The organism is Mycobacterium sp. SMC-17, from assembly GCF_045310915.1.
Taxonomy (GTDB): Bacteria; Actinomycetota; Actinomycetes; order Mycobacteriales; family Mycobacteriaceae; genus Mycobacterium.
On the sequence record NZ_JBJIAK010000043.1, the window covers coordinates 16,107 to 31,678 of the forward strand.

10 protein-coding genes are annotated in these 15,572 nt (G+C 66.8%); 2 read left to right on the plus strand and 8 right to left on the minus strand.

The features are described 5' to 3' along the window. Positions 1-45: 45 nt before the first annotated feature. Complete coding sequence (locus ACJH7A_RS22940) at positions 46-483, plus strand: VOC family protein (protein WP_061001608.1); 438 nt, start codon at positions 46-48, stop codon at positions 481-483. On the opposite strand, the gene ACJH7A_RS22945 is transcribed toward ACJH7A_RS22940, so the two are convergent. The 4 genes from ACJH7A_RS22945 to ACJH7A_RS22960 all read right to left on the minus strand — a co-directional run bounded on the left by ACJH7A_RS22945 (position 470) and on the right by ACJH7A_RS22960 (position 7,081). Further along, positions 470-3,052 (minus strand): NAD-glutamate dehydrogenase domain-containing protein, encoded by a 2,583-nt coding sequence (locus tag ACJH7A_RS22945; RefSeq protein WP_406802762.1) that lies wholly within the window; start codon positions 3,050-3,052, stop codon positions 470-472. The genes ACJH7A_RS22940 and ACJH7A_RS22945 overlap by 14 nt on opposite strands. Positions 3,053-3,124: 72 nt before the next feature. Then, positions 3,125-4,579 carry an NAD-dependent succinate-semialdehyde dehydrogenase gene (locus ACJH7A_RS22950; protein WP_293021221.1) on the minus strand — a complete coding sequence of 485 codons (1,455 nt, stop codon included), beginning with the start codon at positions 4,577-4,579 and terminating at the stop codon, positions 3,125-3,127. Continuing rightward, complete coding sequence (gene gabT / locus ACJH7A_RS22955) at positions 4,576-5,916, minus strand: 4-aminobutyrate--2-oxoglutarate transaminase (protein ID WP_293021223.1); 1,341 nt, start codon at positions 5,914-5,916, stop codon at positions 4,576-4,578. Before gabT ends, ACJH7A_RS22950 begins: the two co-directional genes overlap by 4 nt. 151 nt (positions 5,917-6,067) lie before the next feature. After that, positions 6,068-7,081, minus strand: coding sequence for an AraC family transcriptional regulator (locus ACJH7A_RS22960; RefSeq protein ID WP_212814860.1), 1,014 nt, complete (start codon positions 7,079-7,081; stop codon positions 6,068-6,070). Positions 7,082-7,201: 120 nt separating this feature from the next. Between ACJH7A_RS22960 and ACJH7A_RS22965 the strand changes: the two genes are divergently transcribed. After that, entirely contained in the window at positions 7,202-9,223 is a 2,022-nt protein-coding gene (locus ACJH7A_RS22965; RefSeq protein WP_212811983.1) for a fatty acid desaturase, read from the plus strand. Between the two features lie 414 nt (positions 9,224-9,637). Here ACJH7A_RS22965 and ACJH7A_RS22970 read toward each other — a convergent pair whose 3' ends face one another. From ACJH7A_RS22970 to ACJH7A_RS22985, 4 genes are read right to left on the minus strand one after another with little or no spacing between them, the layout of a single operon-like run. Next, positions 9,638-11,179, minus strand: a complete 1,542-nt coding sequence (locus ACJH7A_RS22970) for an APC family permease (RefSeq protein WP_318985922.1) — start codon at positions 11,177-11,179, stop codon at positions 9,638-9,640. After that, positions 11,172-12,023, minus strand: coding sequence for a universal stress protein (locus tag ACJH7A_RS22975; protein WP_406802763.1), 852 nt, complete (start codon positions 12,021-12,023; stop codon positions 11,172-11,174). Before ACJH7A_RS22975 ends, ACJH7A_RS22970 begins: the two co-directional genes overlap by 8 nt. 3 nt (positions 12,024-12,026) lie before the next feature. Further along, positions 12,027-13,970, minus strand: a complete 1,944-nt coding sequence (locus tag ACJH7A_RS22980) for a primary-amine oxidase (protein WP_318985924.1) — start codon at positions 13,968-13,970, stop codon at positions 12,027-12,029. A gap of 59 nt (positions 13,971-14,029) precedes the next feature. Then, a complete protein-coding gene (locus ACJH7A_RS22985; RefSeq protein ID WP_406802764.1) occupies positions 14,030-15,460 on the minus strand; it encodes an aminobutyraldehyde dehydrogenase in 1,431 nt (476 codons plus the stop codon). Between the last annotated feature and the right edge of the window lie 112 nt (positions 15,461-15,572).

Below are 15,572 nucleotides of genomic sequence, written 5' to 3' on the forward strand. Positions count from 1 at the left end.
ACGGTCCCGGGTTTGGTCAGTGCCCTGCTGGGTAGCATCCGGGATATGGCCATCAAACTCGAGAACGTCGGCATCGCCGTGCGCGATCTCGACGCGACCATCGCGTTCTTTACCGACCTGGGGCTGACGGTGGTCGGCCGTGCCACGGTCAGCGGCGAATGGACCGAAACCGCGGTGGGTCTCGACGGTAACCACGCCAACATCGCGATGCTCGAGACGCCGGGCGGTCACGGCCGCATCGAGCTCTTCGAGTACATCCATCCCGAGGCCATCGAGTCGGAGCCCATTCTGCCCAACGTCATCGGCATGCACCGCGTCGCGTTCTCGGTCGACGACATCGACGCTGCCCTCGAGATCGCCGCGCGGCACGGCTGCCATCCGCTGCGCGGCGTGGCGACCTACGAAGACATCTACAAGCTCACGTATGTCCGTGGGCCCAGCGGCATCATCGTGATGCTCGCCGAGGAGCTCAAGAAGAGCTGACCGCCATCAACCGGCTGACCGCGGCGCTCACCCGGTCGCGGTTGCCCGCGCCGTTGCGCACCACCCACGACGTCAGGTGCTCAAGCAGTTCCCGGATCTCCAGCAGCGCCTGGATGCGCCCGCTCTCATCGGTCTTACCGGTCAGCACCTCGGACCACAGGTTGTCGAGATCGAGGATGTCGCGCACCGTCGCGTATGCCATCGCCACGTCGGCCGTACTCACCGATAGTCGCTCCTGCATGCGGTAGATGGTGCCGGGACCGACGCGGTTGATCAGCTCACCGGCGACCGAGGTCGCGACGATCTCGCGCCGCAGCGGGTGGTTCGCGATCTCTGCCCGGACGTGCTCGGCGATGCCGGCCGGGAAGTACTGCACCAGGCGGCCGACGAACATCTCGTGATCCGGCACGTCGGAGGCCAACAGCTCCTGCGACACCAGATTCTTGGATTGTGCCAGTAGCACGGCGATTTCGGGACGGGTGAGCCCGAGTCCGACGAGACGGCGGCGATCCAGTTCCTGCTTCGACGGCAGTCCCTCGACATCGGGGTCGACGCCGGCCACGTCCTGTAGGTTGCCGATGAGCCGGACGTGCCGCTCCAACAGTGAGCCGGCCTCGGCGGCAGCCATGCTGATCGCGAGGATCTGGTCGGCGTTGTCGGCCAGGACCCGTGCGGCGACGTCGTCGGTGGCACCGGCGAGCAGCGCATTGCGTCGGGCGGTGGCGATGGTGCCGGAGTCCAGTGCGATCTTGAGGTTGACCTCGAGGTCGGAGGTGGCGACCCCGGCGGCGTTGTCGATGAAGTCGGCGTTGACCCGGCCGCCGCGAAGCGCGAACGCGATCCGGGCCTGTTGCGTCAGCCCGAGGTTGCCGCCCTCGCCGATCACCTTGCAGCGCAACTGCGATGCGGTGACCCGTACACGGTCGTTCGCCTTGTCCTGGGCGTCGGCGTCGGTCTCGTCATCGGCGCGAACATACGTGCCGACGCCGCCGTTCCACAGCAGATCGACCGGTGCCCGCAGCACCGCGCTGATCAGCTCGTCGGGCGTGCATTCGGCGGCTGTGATGCCCAGGCGGGCCCGGACCTGATCCGACAGCGGAATCGACTTGGCGGTGCGTGACCACACGCCGCCGCCCGACGAGATCAGCGCCGGGTCGTAGTCCTGCCAGCTGGATCGGGGGAGCCGGAAGAGGCGGTCGCGCTCGGCGTACGAGGTCTCCGTATCCGGATTCGGATCCAGGAAGATGTGCCGGTGGTCGAACGCGGCGACCAGTTTGATGTTGCGGGACAACAGCATTCCGTTGCCGAACACATCACCCGACATGTCGCCGATGCCGGCCACGGTGAACGGTTCGACGTCGATGTCATGGCCGGCCTCGGCGAAGTGCCGCCGCACCGACAACCACGCACCGCGGGCGGTGATGCCCATGGCCTTGTGGTCGTACCCGGCCGACCCGCCCGAGGCGAAGGCGTCGCCCAGCCAGAAGTCGTATTCGGCGGCAATGGAATTGGCCAGGTCCGAGAACGTGGCGGTGCCCTTGTCGGCGGCCACGACGAGGTAGGCGTCGTCGCCGTCGGGGCACACGGTGCAGTCGGGATGGCGGACGGTGCCGTCGACGATGTTGTCGGTGACGTCGAGCAGGCCGCGGATGAAGGTGCGGTAGCCCGCTGCAGGATCAACGGAAGTGGGATCGGCCGCAGTCGACCGCAAGACGAAGGCGCCCTTGGCGCCGGTCGGCACGATCGGGGCGTTCTTCACGGCCTGCGTCTTCATCAGGCCCATGACCTCGGTACGGAAGTCCTCGGCCCGGTTGGACCAGCGCAGGCCGCCGCGGGCGATCGCGCCGCTGCGCAGATGCACACCCTCGACGGTGTCGGAGTGCACGAAGATTTCGCGGTAGGGCACAACAGGTCCGGTGATCGACAGGCGCGCCGAGTCGATCTTGAACGACACGTAGTCCTTGGGTAGGCCGTCGGCGCCGACCTGGAACCAGTTGGTGCGCAGTGTCGCCGCCACGAAGGCGTGCAGTGCCCGCCGGATCCGGTCGTCGTCCAGCGAGGTGGCGGCATCCACGAGACCGGCGACCTCTCGATCCGCCTGCTCGACGTCAGCGGTGGCGTCCGGGTTGAACCGGGCGTCGAACAGCGCCAGCAATGCGTTCACGAAACCGGTTGCGGCGACCAGGGATTCGATGATGTAGTCCTCGGAGAATCCCAGGCCCGTCTGCCGGAGGAACCGGCACGCCGCGCGGATCAGCACCGCGCGGCGCCAGTCGATGCCGGCCGCGACGATGAGCATCGCGTACCGGTCGACGCTCCAGCGCCCCGCGATGGCGGCCTCACAGGCCTGCGCGACCAGGTCACGTGTCGCCTCGGACAGCGAGAGATCGCCGAACTCGTAGCAGTGCCCGGCATCGTCGGAGTGGTGGTACGAGGCGACGCGCAGGCCGAAGGACTCGAACATCGCGCAGACGTCGGCCAGGAACGGCGGATGCCCGGGCCACTGGATTTGGGCGTGGTTGTTCAGCCCGTCGGCGTCGAAAGACACCCGGGCAGCGGAATTCTGCATGGGAGGACTACTCCGGTCTATTTAATTGGATGTCTGTGTGTGGAGGGAGAGGGGAAAGTTGTTGCGGCGCAACTACTGAAGGGCGATGTACTTGGTCTCGAGGTACTCCTCGATGCCCTCGCTGCCGGCTTCACGGCCGATGCCGGATTCCTTGATACCGCCGAACGGCGCGGCCACGTCGGAGATGACGCCGCGGTTGACGCCCACCATGCCGGCCTCGACTGCCTCGGCGACCCGCAGTGCCCGGTCCAGGCCCTGCGTGTAGACGTACGCGGCCAGGCCGTATTCGGTGTCGTTGGCGGCATCGATGCCGGCCTGTTCGCCGTCGAATCCGATGATCGCGGCGACCGGTCCGAAAATCTCCTCGCGCAGGAGGCGGGCGTCGGTCGACACGTCGGCGAGCACCGTCGGCGGATAGAAGAAGCCTTCGCCTTCAACGGGTTTGCCGCCGGTGGCCACCGTCGCGCCCTTGTTGACGGCGTCCTGCACCAGCTCGTCGACCGTCGCCCGCTGCTTGGCGGTGATCAGCGGACCGACCTGGCTGCCCGCCTGGTCGCCCGGGCCGGTGGCCAGTGCCGCCATGCGGGCGGCGAGCTTCTCGGTGAACTCGGCACGGACCGCGTTGTCGACGTGGATGCGGTTGGCGGCGGTACATGCCTCACCCATGTTGCGCATCTTGGCGGCCATGGCACCGTCGATCGCGGCGTCCAGGTCGGCGTCGTCGAACACCACGAACGGGGCGTTGCCGCCGAGTTCCATCGAGGTGCGCAGCACCCGGTCTGCGGACTGTGCCAACAGCTTTCGTCCGACACCGGTCGAGCCGGTGAACGTCAGCTTGCGCAGCCGCGGGTCCGTCAGCAGCGGGCCGGTCAGACCGGCGGCATCGGTGGTCGGCAGGATCGACAGCACGCCGGCGGGCAGGCCGGCGTCGGCGAACACCTGGCCCAGCAGCAGCATGGTCAGCGGGGTCTCGGCCGCGGGCTTGACGATCATGGTGCAACCGGCAGCCAGCGCCGGGCCGATCTTGCGGGTACCCATGGCCAGCGGGAAGTTCCACGGTGTGATGGCGAGGGTCGGGCCGACGGGCTGCTTGGTGACCAGGATGCGGCCGGTGCCGGTGGGCGACTGCGTGTAGCGGCCGTTGATCCGCACCGCTTCTTCGGCGAACCAGCGCAGGAACTCGCAGCCGTAGTTGACCTCACCCTGGCTCTCGGCCAGGGGCTTGCCCATCTCGAGGGTCATGGTCAGGGCGAAGTCGTCGCGACGCTCCATGACCAGTTCCCAAGCGCGGCGCAGGATTTCGGCGCGTTCCCGGGCCGGGGTGGCGGCCCACGATGCCTGCGCGGCGACCGCGTCGTCGAGGGCGCGGGCACCGTCGGCGGGCGAGGCGTCGGCGACCTCGATGAGCACGGCGTCCGTAGCCGGGTCGTGCACGGCGAACCGCGCTCCAGTGGAAGCGGGGACCTGCAGGCCGCCGAGCCACAGCTCGGTGGGCATGGACTCCAGCAGCGTGGTGCGGTCGATCATCGGGCTGCCGCCATTTCGCGCACGATGTCTACCAGGACGGCGATGCCCTCGTCGAGCAGCTCGTCGCTGATGACCAGCGGCGGGAGCAGGCGGATGATGTTTCCGTACGAGCCGCAGGTCAGAAGGATGACGCCGCGCTTGAAGGCCTCTGCCGCAATGGCTTTCGTGAGAACCGGATCCGGCTCATTGGTACCCGGTTTGACGATCTCGATGGCCAGCATGGCGCCGCGGCCACGGACGTCACCGATCACTCCGGTGTCGGTCAGGGCCTGCAGCTTGGGCACGACCGCGGTTTCGATGGCGCGGGCGCGGGCAGGCAGGTCCATCTCGGCCATGGCGTCGAGCGTGGCGAGCGCCGCGGCACAGGCGACAGGGTTACCGCCGTACGTGCCACCCAGGCCACCGGGGTGCACGGCGTCCAGCAGGTCGGCGCGGCCGGTGATGGCGGCCAGCGGCATGCCGCCGGCGATGCCCTTGGCCATGGTGATGATGTCGGGGACGATGCCCTCGTGGTCGGAGGCGAACCAGGATCCGGTGCGGGCGAAGCCCGTCTGCACCTCGTCGGCGATGAACACGACGCCGTTGGCCTTGCACCAATCGACAATGGTGGCAAGGAATCCCGGCGCGGGCACGATGAAGCCGCCCTCACCCTGGATGGGCTCGATGATGACCGCGGCGAGCGACGCGGCGCCGATCTGGGTCTCGATGCGGCTGATGGCGGCCTTGGCGGCGGCCTCGCCGGTCAGGCCATCGCGGTACGGGTACGACGCGGGCATGCGGTAGATCTCGGGCGCGAACGGACCGAACTGCGTCTTGTAGGGCATGGCCTTGGCGGTCAGGGCCATGGTCATGTTGGTGCGGCCGTGGTAGGCGTGGTCGAAGGCGACGACGGCCTGCCGGCCGGTGGCCAGCCGCGCGACCTTGACCGCGTTCTCGACGGCTTCGGAGCCCGAGTTGAAGAATGCGGTGCGCTTCTCGTGATCGCCGGGGGTCATGGCGTTGAGCCGCTCGGCGAGCTCCACGTAGCCCTCGTACGGGGTGATCATGAAACAGGTGTGCGTGAAGCGGGCGGCCTGCTGGGCCACTGCCGCGGCGACACCGGGGTGCGATGCGCCGACGCTGGTGACGGCGATGCCCGAACCCAGGTCGATCAGCGAATTGCCGTCGATGTCGACGATGACGCCGCCGTCGGCGTCCGCGGCGTAGACCGGGGCCGAGGAGCTGACGCCGCCGGCCACGGCGGCCTGGCGGCGCGCCGACATCTCGGCCGATCGCGGACCGGGCAGCGCGGTGACGATGTTGCGCTTCTGCGCCAGTCGATAGGTGATGTCGGTCATCGGTTGCTCCTGGTGATCGAACGGCTTGTGTACTGCTGATTCTCTGCGGTTGTGGCGCGGATAACTATGTCCACTTTGTCGATTTCGAGCGCATCAAGCACGCCATTTTGTCGTGGGGTACGAGCGCTTGCGGAAGCCGACCAGAGCGGGGCTAACGCGGCCTGCGGAAGTAGCTCGGTGCCGTGCCTTCCCAGCGCTTGAAAGCGTGGGTGAAATTGGCCGTTTCGGCGTACCCCAGGTGCCGGGAGATCTCCTCGACCGAAAGGTCCTGTTGGAGCAGCTCGAGGGCCAGCTGGCGGCGGACCTCGTCGAGCAACGCGCGGTAGGAGGTGCCCTCGGCAGCGAGCCGACGGCGCAGCGTGCGCTGGTCGATGTGCAATTCGTCGGCGATGGTCGGCATCGACGGCAGTTCGCCGGGGTTGTGCAGCAGCCGGCTGCGGACCTGGCCCGCCACGCCGACGCGAGAGAGCCTGCGCTCGAGCAGGTCCCGGCATTGCTGCTCGATCTTGCGTGCCGTATTGGCGTCGGCGAGCGGCGACGGCATCTCCAGTACTTCGTGTGTGGCGGCGATTCGGTTGGTGCACTGGCCGGAACGTACAGCCGATACCGGAAGCCCCCACAGTTCGGCGAGCTTTTCGGCGCGATCGGCGTCGAGTGTCGTGTCCGCCCAGGCCGGTGTCAGCGCCAAATTTGCGCCCTGTGTCGCGGCGACGAATCCGGCCAGGTCCCGCTCGACGATGAATGACCTGACGTCCGTGGGCAATTCGCTGTCATCGGCGACGAGGTATCCGTACTGGTCGTCGGTCTCCACCGAGAACCGCAGGTGCGTGGGGGACAGCGCGAGATAAGGCAGGATCAGTTCCACCCCCTGCCGCAGATTGGGGCTGGCCAGGATCAGGAAGCCGAGCAAGCCGGCCCGTCCCAGAGTGGAGTGCACTCCCACCTCGATGCCGACACCCGGTCTGTCGCCAAGTTCCGCAATGAGATTGCGGATGACGTCGAATTCCTGATGCGCCCAGATTTCGGCGTTCTCGTCGTCCAGGTCGGCTTCGGTCAGTCCGCTACCTGCCAGACATTCGGCGGCTGTCATCCCATGCGCGATGGCGCCCTGCACCATGATGCGGACGCCTTCGGTGCCCCGCGGCACCGCCCAGACCGGGGCCATTCCCACTGTCCGAAAATACCAAATCGACGTCCCGTTGGAACATTCAGTCGCGTCGGCCCCGTCCGTAGCGTTTTTCGGCAGACGCAACCAACGAGGGTTGCCCGAAAGACGGAGTGTCGAATGTCGTCAGTCGAAGTGGCCGACCGGGCAGAAAGCCAACCCGCCGCGCGAACGGCGTTGCCCGATCCGGGCGAGCAGGTGCCGAAGTTGGCATGGCCGACTGTCGCGCTGTTTCTCGCGGGAGCCGCGGCATTCGTCACGTCGACCGTCGCTTATCTGGGCGGCGCCGCTCCGATGTGGGTGCCCATCGTGGTCAACGCGGTGGTGACCTTCACGATGTTCACCGTCGTCCACGACGCCGTGCACTATGCCATCAGCTCGACGCGCTGGGTCAACGGCTTGTTCGGACGGCTGGCTGTGCCGTTCGTCCAGCCGCTGATCTCGTTCCCCTCTTTCGGGTTCATTCACATTGAGCACCACCGGCATTCGAACGACGACGAGAACGATCCGGACACCTTCGCCTCCCATGGGCCGGCGTGGCAACTGCCGTTCCGCTGGGCCGTACTCGACGTTTCGTACGGCACTTATCTGATCCGCAAGGTTCGCGGTCGTCCCAAGGCCGAGGTCGCTGAAACCCTGGCATGCGTGGCCATTTCGGTGGCCGGGTTGATCGTCGCGATCATGTCGGGCCACTTCTGGACGCTGGCCGTCGTCTTCGTCATTCCGCAGCGCATCGCGGTGGTCGTCTTGGCGTGGTGGTTCGACTGGATGCCGCACCACGGGTTGGCGGACACTCAACGCAGTGACCGCTACCGGGCGACCAGAACCCGCGTGGGGATGGAGTGGCTCTACACCCCGTTGATGCTGTCGCAGAACTACCACCTGGTGCACCACCTGCACCCGTCGGTGCCGTTCTACCGCTATACCAAGACCTGGCGCCGCAACGAGGAGGCCTACCTGGACCGGAACGCCGCGATCTCCACGGTGTTCGGGCAGGGGCTCGACTCCGGCGAATTCCGGGAGTGGAAGCAACTGAACGGCAAGCTCGGTCGGCTGCTGCCGGTGCGGATGCCGGCGCGCTCGAGTTCATCGCACGCGGTGTTCCACCGGATCCCGGTGGCCGCGGTCGACCCGATCACCGCAGACAGCACATTGGTGACCTTCGCCGTTCCCGAGGCACTGCAGGACCAGTTCCGGTTCGAACCCGGCCAGCACGTCTCGGTGCGCACCGACCTGGGGGGCGAGGGCGTGCGCCGCAGCTATTCGATCTGCGCGCCGGCCACGCGGGCCCAGCTGCGGATCGCGGTGAAACACATTCCGGGAGGGACATTCTCGGGATTCGTGGCCGAGCACCTCAGGGCCGGCGACGTCCTGGAGGTGATGACTCCGGCCGGCAGCTTCAGCTCTGCCCTGCATCCGCTGCACCGCAAGCATTACGTCGGGCTGGTGGCCGGCAGCGGCATCACCCCGGTGCTGTCGATCCTGGCGACCGTCATGGAGCTCGAAACCGAGAGCCGGTTCACGCTCATCTACGGCAACCGCACCAAAGAGTCGACGATGTTCCGCGCCGAACTCGACCGTCTCGAATCCCGCTATGCCGACCGCCTCGAAATCCGGCACGTGTTGTCGGCCGAGCCGCGGCATACCCCGGAGCTGTCCGGCCGCATCGATGCGCAACGCTTGGCCCACTGGCTCACGGGCGACCTTCATCCCGAGAGCGTGGACGAGTGGTTCCTGTGCGGCCCGGCCGCGATGTCCACCGGTGCGCGCGAGACGCTGATCGAGGGTGGCGTCGAACCCGAGCGGATCCATCTGGAATTGTTCACCGGCTTCGACCGCGGCGACGCGCCTGCGCGCGACCACCAGTCGGCCACCGTCACCGTCCAATTGTCCGGAAAGAAGCAGACTTTCGGTCTCGCCGCCGGCGACACGATCCTGGAAAGCGCACTGCAGGCGGGAATCGGCGCGCCCTACTCGTGCATGGGTGGTGCGTGCGGCACCTGCCGGGCCAAACTGCTTGGCGGCACGGTCGAGATGGACCAGAACTTCGCCCTCGGGCGCGACGACCTCGACGCCGGCTACATCCTCACCTGCCAGTCACATCCGACCAGCCCGACGGTGTCGGTCGACTACGACGGCTGACCGGGTACTTGTCTGGCCGGTTTCGCGCCGGCCTGGGCGTTGATCCTGCGCCTACGTACATGGTTACTCGGCAATTCGCGCCCAGGTTGCAGGGTCAACAGGGGCATGCTCGGCCTGGGCGTCGACTCTGCACCCTGGCACATGGTTACTCGACAATTCGCGCCCAGGTTGCAGGGTGAACGTCGGATGGCGTTGATCCCGCGCCTACGTACACGCTTACTCGGCAATTCGCGCCCAGGTTGCAGGGTCAACAGGGGCATGCTCGGCCCGGGCGTTGACTCTGCGTCTACGCACATGGCTACTCGACAATCCCCGCCCAGACCGCAGAGTCAACCGGCACAGGGCAATTGGCCGGCCAAAAGAGAAGCGCCCCGCCACGCCGAAGCGTGACGGGGCGCGTCAGATCGAGCCGCCTCAGGGCAGCGGGGGTGTGTCCATCGTCAGCGTCTCACCGCGGAAGAACGCCGGCTGGGACGCGCGCATCACGAGCATCAGCACCGCGCCGAAGATCAGGATGCCGAAGCCCAGATAGAACACGAGGCCGATGCCGCCGATCTCCGCGCCGCTGCCGCTGGCCGTCGGATCCATGCTGACGAGCACCGATTTGACGAACACGGACAGCAGCATGATGCCACCGAGCAGGGGGAACACCAGCTTGTAGATGACGTTGTGCGCGTTGAGGAACAGTTCCTTGCGGAAGAACCAGACACAGGCGAACGCCGTGATGCCGTAGTACCAGCAGATCATGATGCCAAGGGCGGCAATGGTATCCAGCAGCGTGCGTTCGGACAGCAGCGTCACGATGGTGTAGAACGCGGCGGTCACCACGCCGGCGACGACGGTGCTGTACACCGGTGACAGGGTGCGCGGGCTGACGCTGGCGAACCGCTTGGGGAAGGCCCCGTAGGTGCCCATGGCCAGCATGGTGCGGGCGGCCGGCAGCACGGTGGTCTGCAGGCTGGCGATCGACGAGGCGAACACCGCCAGCAGGAGCAGCGGCCCGCCCCATTCGCCGAGGACCGGATAGGCCAGCGCGCCGAAGACGTTGGCCGCGTTGTCCTTGTTGCCCAGCCCGAGGCCGGTGTCGCCGATCCCGGCATACATCATCACGGCGACGGCGACCAGGAGGTACGTCAGCAGGATCGACAGGACGCAGAGCAATCCGGCACGACCGGGCACCTTGGTGGGGTCCTTGCATTCCTCACCGAGGGTCAGACAGGTGTCCCAGCCCCAGAACGCGAAGATGGAGCCGATGAGCCCGATCACGAAGGCGCTCATGGTGAGTCCGGTGAACGGGTCGAACCAATCGATGTCGAAGCTCAGGTGCCCTTCGGCCCCGCCGGACCGCACGATCGCGACGATCGAGAACGTGATGAGCACGATCATCTGGAAGCCGACCAGCACGTACTGCACCTTCTCGCTGGTCGTGATGCCGCGACACGAGATGTAGGTGGCGATGGCCAGCAGCGCGACGGTCGAGCCGATGTTGACCCAGACGTTGTCGGCGGAGAGCGTGGCGAGACTCTCGTTGTGGAGCACCTTGCCCAGGAACTCGTAGCCGAACTGGACGCCGATCGACGCGAGATTGGACAGCACGATGATGGTGGCGATCACCATGCCCCACCCGCACATCCAGCCGACGTACGGGCCGAAAGCCTTGGTGGACCACGTGAATGACGCGCCGCAGTCGGGTGCCCGCGAGTTCAGTTCGCGGTATGCGTAGGCGGTCAGGAACATGGGGATGAAGCCGGCGATCAGGATGGCGGGCATCTTCAGCCCGACCGCCGCGACGATCAGCCCGATGCTGGCGGTGAGCGTGTAGCCCGGTGCCACGGTCGAGATACCGAGGATGGCCCCGGTGAAGGTGCCGATTCTGCCTGCGGCGAGGCCCTTGGCGACGAGGCCTTCTTCCCGCTCTACGCGAGCGAGGTCGGAATCGGCCAGTTGTTCAGTCATTATCAGCCCCTTCATCTTTCGGAACCACGATCATGGGGACCTGCAGGACGCGCAGCATTTTTGCTGCGGTTGATCCCAGGAAGAGCCGGCGGGGCTGTGCGAGCCGGCTGGACCCGACCATGATCACGTCGCCGTCATGCCAGCCGAGCTTGTTGACGGCGTCCTCGACGCCGGCGCCGGTGGCCACGCGCGAGCTGACCGGAATACCTTCCGGCAGAAATGCTTTCGCTTGGTCGAGGGCCTTCTGTGCGTGCTGCTGTGCCAGCTCCAGATCATCGGCGTCGTCGACGGCGACCAGCGACACCAGACGCAGGGGCGTCCCGGTGTCCCGGCAGAGCCGCAGCGCGCTGTCCAGGAGCGCCTTGGCGCCCGGCCGGGTGCCGACGGCGCACGTGACTTCCCGAATCCGGTCATTGTGCTTCAGACGGGCGCCGCGCGGCGCGATGACCACGGGAATCGGCGACGCGTGGACCAGGTCGTTGACCACCGAGCCGAGGGACAACGAGCCGGCGATACCGCCGCCCGCGCCGCCGACCACGAGGGCCTCGGCCCCGGCGGCTTCTGCCGCGGCGATCAGGCCCGCGGTGCTGGACTCGTCGAAGCTCAGGTGGGTCGTCACCTTGAGGTCGCTGGGGACGCCGGCCGCGGCTGCGGCGAGCCAACTTTCGGCTTCGCGCTGCAGGATGCCGCCGGGCGTGGTGGCCAGCGCCGACCGGTCGCTGGGCAGCACCATGCACAGGTCGATCTCGGCGCCGAGGGTGCGGGCGATCTGCTCGCCGACGGCGACGGCGTCGTCACCGCCGGGTGTCGCGAGATACGCGACGGCGATTCGCGGAGTGGTCACGGCTCAGCCTTCTTCACAGTTGGAGGACATGTGGCAGGCCTTCGGCGGCGTCGGTGCGACGTCGATCGACGGGTTGCGATCGAAGAAGCCGACGGGCTTGAGCCAGAAGTTGACGGTGTCGACCGGCATGATCGGCCAGTCTTCCGGCCGGGTGATGTGGTGGATGCCGAACACGTACCACAGCACCACGTCGGTGTTCTCGATCGAGCGGTTCGCCTCGGTCCACATCGGCAGGCCGGTGTCTTCCTTACTCTGTGTGACGAATTCACCCGCGGGCCAACGCTCTTCGGGAGAGTTGGGGGTGACCCACACGGTGTGCTCGATGGCGCGGCAGCGTGCCAGAACCGGGGAGTTCGGATCGAACATGGCGGGGAAGGCGCCACCGGGCACCAGCTTGTACGCCGGTGGGGTTCCGATGCCGTTGCGGACGTTGTCGTTGACGACCTTCCATGCCCGCTGGGTCTGGAAGTTCATGTCCTGCTTGCCCTCGGCCTCGGTGCGCAGCGGGGTGTTGCGCTGCCGCAGCGACAGTCCGTAGGGATTGTCCGGTCCCATCGGTTCGATCTCGGTCTCGCTGGCGTACACCGTGTTCTCGGTGCCGTCGATGTCGAGGTCGAGCCGGGCGACGAGGAAGTGCTGGTGGTACGGCGCATAGGTGCGGTTGTCGACCAGCGTGCCGTGCGGGTGGGCCTGGCCCTCCGGGAAGTTGCTCACCACCATGATTCCCGTTGCGCGGACCTCACATTCGATGTTGCCGTCCTGGTAGAACCGCCAGTAGGTGAGGTACTCGTAGTTGGCGACGGTGACGTGGAACGACACCGTGAGCCGGCGCATGCGGCGCACCTCGGCGCCGTGGTGGTGGTCGACGTGCTTCCACAGCACGGCGTTGTCTTCTTCGTGGATGCAGATGGCGTTCTTGATGGTGTAGGGCTCGCCCTTGCTGTTGTGCAGCACGGCGTCCAGGTACCGGATCTCGCCGAGACAGTCACAGCCCAGCTCCAACGAGGTGGTCATGAAGCCGATGCCCCACTCGCCGATGTCGAAAGCCGTTCGGCGGTAATGGTCGGTGCAGTGGTCGCGGTAGGGGACCATCATCTCGGCGAACGACATCCGGTTGGCCACCGACCGCACGTTGCCGTTGTCGTTGTAGCTCACCGCGTGCAGCGTCATGCCCTCGCGGTAGTTGAACCCGACGCGCAGCGACCAGTTCTGCCACTTCAGCAGATTGCCCTCGAGGGTGAACGAAACGCCTTCGGGCTGAGTGATGTTCAGCGGCTGCAGCGGCTCCCGGGTGCCCACATTGCGGATGCGCTCGGGAATGTGCTGCGGCACATACTCACCCATCATGTCCGGCCGATCGACGGTGAAGGTGTCCTCGATCTCCAGCAGTTCCATGGTGTTCATGTCGATGACACAGTGGAATCCGTTGACAGGGCCGGCGTAGGGGTTCGCGCCGTCAGCGGCCCGTACCCAGGTGTCGGTCCAGCCCAGGCGGCGGTCCTTGTACTGCTCCGGCATCACGACGTCGCCGTAGGTCCAGGTGTCCATGAACACCAGGTCCATGTCGGTGATGCCGCGCTTCGCCAGGGCCGCAATGACATCCGGGTGCTTGCGCAGCACCTCGTCGGCCTCTTCCCACTCGTCGACGGTGAAGTTCGGCTGCACGCCCGGGATGTGGTCCCACGACTGCACCGATTCGTCGGTCAGCGACACCACGCTCTTGTAGGTGCGGTTGTTCGCGGTGTCGAGCAGCGTCGCCAGCGCACGCCGGTCCGGCTTGGCGCCGGTGGCGTCGAATGCGGCCACCTCGGCCTTGGCGGGTTCGATCATCTCGACGGAGGTGTACCGCCAGCCGTCCCCGACGCCGTGTGCCGCCGCGAGAATCTCGGCGACCTTGGTGAATTCGGCTGCGGTCAGTGGGTCGAGGGGGTGGAAGGTGTCGGGCATCGGTGCAACTCCTGTCGGCACGGGTCGAGTCGGTGGGGTGAAAAGGGGGAGAAGACGGATCAGTCGTGGGCGCTCATGACGTGCTTGATCCGGGTGTAGTCCTCGACGCCGTAGATCGACAGGTCCTTGCCGTAGCCGGAGTACTTGAAGCCGCCGTGGGGCATCTCGGCCACGAGCGGGATGTGGCAGTTGATCCACACGGCACCGAAATCAAGTGCGCGGCTGAACTTTTCCGCAGTCGCGTGGTCCTTGGTCCACACGCTCGAAGCCAGGGCGTAGCGCACGTCGTTCGCGTAGTCGATGGCCTCCTCGTCGGTGCTGAACGACTGCACGGTGAGGATGGGGCCGAACGTCTCGTCCTGGACGATGGGGTCGTCCTGGCGCACGCCGGTGATCACGGTCGGTTCGAAATAGAAGCCCTTGTCGCCCAGCTGCTTTCCGCCGGTGACGATGGTGGCGTGGTCCGGCAGTGCGGCGATCTTCTGGCTGACCGCCGTGAAGTGGTTGACGTTGTTCAGCGGCCCGTAGAACGCGTCGGCGTCATCGGGCAGGCCCGGGCGCAGCGTCTGCGCGGCCTCGACCAGGGCGTCGACGAACTGGTCGTGGATGGACTCGTGGACGATCGCGCGGGTGGCCGCGGTGCAGTCCTGCCCGGCGTTGAAGAAGGCGGCCTGGGCGATTCCCGTTGCGGCCTTCTTGATGTCGACGTCACCGAACACCACCGCGGGCGCCTTGCCACCGAGTTCGAGGTGGCTGCGCTTGAGCTGCTGGGCGGCTGCCGAGGCCACGGCGATGCCGGCGCGGACCGAGCCCGTGATGGAGACCAGTCCGATGGCCGGATGGTCGACCAACTCGGCGCCCGTCGCACCGGTGCCCAGGACGACGTTGAACACGCCGTCGGGCAGGATGCCCTTGCTGATGCGGGCCAGCACCAAGGTGCTCTCCGGGGTGGTGTCGCTGGGCTTGAGGACGACGGTGTTGCCGGTGGCCAGGGCCGGACAGATCTTCCAGATCGCCATCATGAACGGGTAGTTCCACGGCGTCACCTGACCCACGACGCCGATCGGCTCGCGTCGCACGTAGGAGGTGAAGCCCTCCAGGTACTCGCCGGCGGACAGCCCTTCGACCATGCGTGCGGCGCCTGCGAAGAATCGCACCTGGTCGGCACTGACGGCGACTTCCTCGGCGGCGATCATCGACTTGAGTTGGCCCGTGTTGCGGCACTGTGCCTCGACGATCTCGTCACTGTGCGCCTCGATCGCGTCGGCGAGCTTGAGCAGTGCCTGCTGACGCACGCTGGGTGTGGTGCGGCCCCAGGTGACGAAGGCCCGCTCGGCGGCGGCCACTGCGGCGTCTACGTCGGCGCGGTTCGATACCGGAGCCTGCCCGACCACCGAGCCGTCGACGGGGCTGATCAGGTCGATGGTCTCCGACGATGACGATTCGACGAACTGGCCGTCGATGTAGTTCTGCAGTAGGCCGTCGGGCATCTCGTACCGCCGCTCTCTCGTGAAGTTCAGAAGTGTCTGGCGGCCTTAGTGTGCGCCAGGACACACCCCTCAGCATCGGACAATCCGGGGATTTTCGGCGGAGTTTTTCGAC

Coding starts and splice junctions, on each gene's coding strand:
- ACJH7A_RS22940 (WP_061001608.1), top strand. CDS start 46: ATGGCCATCAAACTCGAGAACGTCGGCATCGCCGTGCGCGATCTCGAC.
- ACJH7A_RS22945 (WP_406802762.1), bottom strand. CDS start 3,052: ATGCAGAATTCCGCTGCCCGGGTGTCTTTCGACGCCGACGGGCTGAAC.
- ACJH7A_RS22950 (WP_293021221.1), bottom strand. CDS start 4,579: ATGATCGACCGCACCACGCTGCTGGAGTCCATGCCCACCGAGCTGTGG.
- gabT (WP_293021223.1), bottom strand. CDS start 5,916: ATGACCGACATCACCTATCGACTGGCGCAGAAGCGCAACATCGTCACC.
- ACJH7A_RS22960 (WP_212814860.1), bottom strand. CDS start 7,081: ATGGCCCCGGTCTGGGCGGTGCCGCGGGGCACCGAAGGCGTCCGCATC.
- ACJH7A_RS22965 (WP_212811983.1), top strand. CDS start 7,202: ATGTCGTCAGTCGAAGTGGCCGACCGGGCAGAAAGCCAACCCGCCGCG.
- ACJH7A_RS22970 (WP_318985922.1), bottom strand. CDS start 11,179: ATGACTGAACAACTGGCCGATTCCGACCTCGCTCGCGTAGAGCGGGAA.
- ACJH7A_RS22980 (WP_318985924.1), bottom strand. CDS start 13,970: ATGCCCGACACCTTCCACCCCCTCGACCCACTGACCGCAGCCGAATTC.
- ACJH7A_RS22985 (WP_406802764.1), bottom strand. CDS start 15,460: ATGCCCGACGGCCTACTGCAGAACTACATCGACGGCCAGTTCGTCGAA.